Below are 1852 nucleotides of genomic sequence, written 5' to 3' on the forward strand. Positions count from 1 at the left end.
GTGAGGAGTTTGGCCGGACGGAAGATTGCAAATTGAGAATTGAAAACTGCGAATTGAAAAATGCAAATTTGCTGACACTAACGTTTTCTATGTTTACCCGTGATGAAGCCCGAAGGGCTGGCACAATGCTTGCCGGTGGCGTCAGCCCAATGCCACCTATTCTGGACCCTATCGGGTGGCGCGGTCCCAAAAACCCGGTTTTGGCACGATTTTTGCGCCTGGCAGGTAAGTTTACACTTACTGCCTTTCTGACTGGGAATCGCCATGGTCGACCCGACGACACTCGGTGCCGATGAAGAGTCTCGCTTTGGCAAAGCCAAAGCGTTGCTGGCTGAGCTTCTTGAATTACCCAAACTACAACGGGTCTTTGAGGATCACGATTGTGCCAACGCGCGGATGGTCTATACGCAGGCCCCGACCCTCTGGCTACTCGTTTTACAACGGCTCGAAGGAGGCATCTCACTAACCGATGCCGTCGCAGATTTGCTCAAAAATCATACGGATATTTTGCCTGACAATCGAAGGGTTCAAGAGAATCGCCTTTCCGAAAACAATTCGGCCTACAACGCCGCCAGAAAAAGGATTCCGCTCGCTGTCGTGGAAGAGTTTTCCCATCGAATCTGCGATCACCTTGCTTCCCGCGCTCCCAAAGCCTTTCTCGATCGACGTGTATTCATTATCGATGGGACGACGATCACGCTTCCTCCGACCGAAGCACTTCAGAAAGCGTTCCCGCCGGCGTCCAACCAACACGGAGAGACGGTTTGGCCTATTGCGAGATTGCTGGTCGCAAATGAAATGCAGACCGGGTGCGCGTTGTTGCCGCAAGTCGATCCGATGTACGGAGCGGACAACAAAAGTGAACTTGAGCAAGCCAAGCCGATTATTGAACGACTCCCGAAACGCTCGATCGTTCTGGCTGATAGCGGTTTTGGGATTTTTAATGTCGCCCACCACTGCCAATTACATCACCAAGACTTCGTGCTGCGGCTGACCAAACAGCGATTCAGGTCGTACCGCAAGTCGGCTACGTTGGTCGACCAAGGGGACGGGTACAAGACGTTTCACTTGATTTGGCGGCCGACACCGAAGGACCGCCGAACCAATCTCGATCTTAGTAAAGACACGTCTATCGAAGTCTTTCTCCACCAAATTGAACTTGAAAATGGAGACACGCTGGAGATCGTGACGAGCCTTGAGACGGACGCTCACTCGGCCGCTGCCCTGTACGTTCGTCGCTACGATGTGGAGTTCGATATCCGCGATGTCAAAGTGACGATGGACACAGAAAACATTCGCGCCAAGAGTGTCGACACGGTGATGAAGGAGCTAATGGGATCGATCATCGCTTATAATCTTGTCGCTCAGCTACGCAAACAAGCAGCGAAATTGATTCGAGTTGACCCTCGCGAGCTCAGCTTCACGGGAGTTTGGACGACGTTCAAGCATCATCTGCTACGTGAAAAGCTTACGACCCTGGAGGAATGGAGGCTGGCTTATCACGGCGCTTTGGTGAGCGCAGCGGGCCGCAAACTTCCCAATCGAAAATTGCCTCGCAGCTACCCACGCATAGCCCACCCGCGGCGCCAAAAGACAACGAAATTCCAGAAGTCACTTCGAAGAAAAAAACAGCAGCCCGATGATATACCACCCGAATGACCACAAAGTAGGTGGCATTGGGCTCACGCCACCGGCATCCACTCTGCCGGCCCTCCGGGCCTGACGGACTTCGCCTATCCGGCAAAATCCGGTGCATAGAAAACGTTAGAGTCAGGAGATTTGAGATCACCATTTGAAACTTAAAAATCCCCGACGGTTGCGTCCTGTGGCCTCGGGGGGTGATAATCGGGGA

At 52.9% G+C, this 1852-nt stretch carries 1 protein-coding gene; it reads left to right on the forward strand.

The window, feature by feature from the left end; translation table 11 throughout:
* The first annotated feature begins 264 nt into the window (after positions 1-264).
* Positions 265-1659, forward strand: coding sequence for an IS4 family transposase (locus tag ABX962_RS35515; protein ID WP_145207138.1), 1395 nt, complete (start codon positions 265-267; stop codon positions 1657-1659).
* Positions 1660-1852 lie beyond the last annotated feature (193 nt).

This window comes from Novipirellula sp., assembly GCF_041583735.1.
GTDB lineage: Bacteria > Planctomycetota > Planctomycetia > Pirellulales > Pirellulaceae > Novipirellula.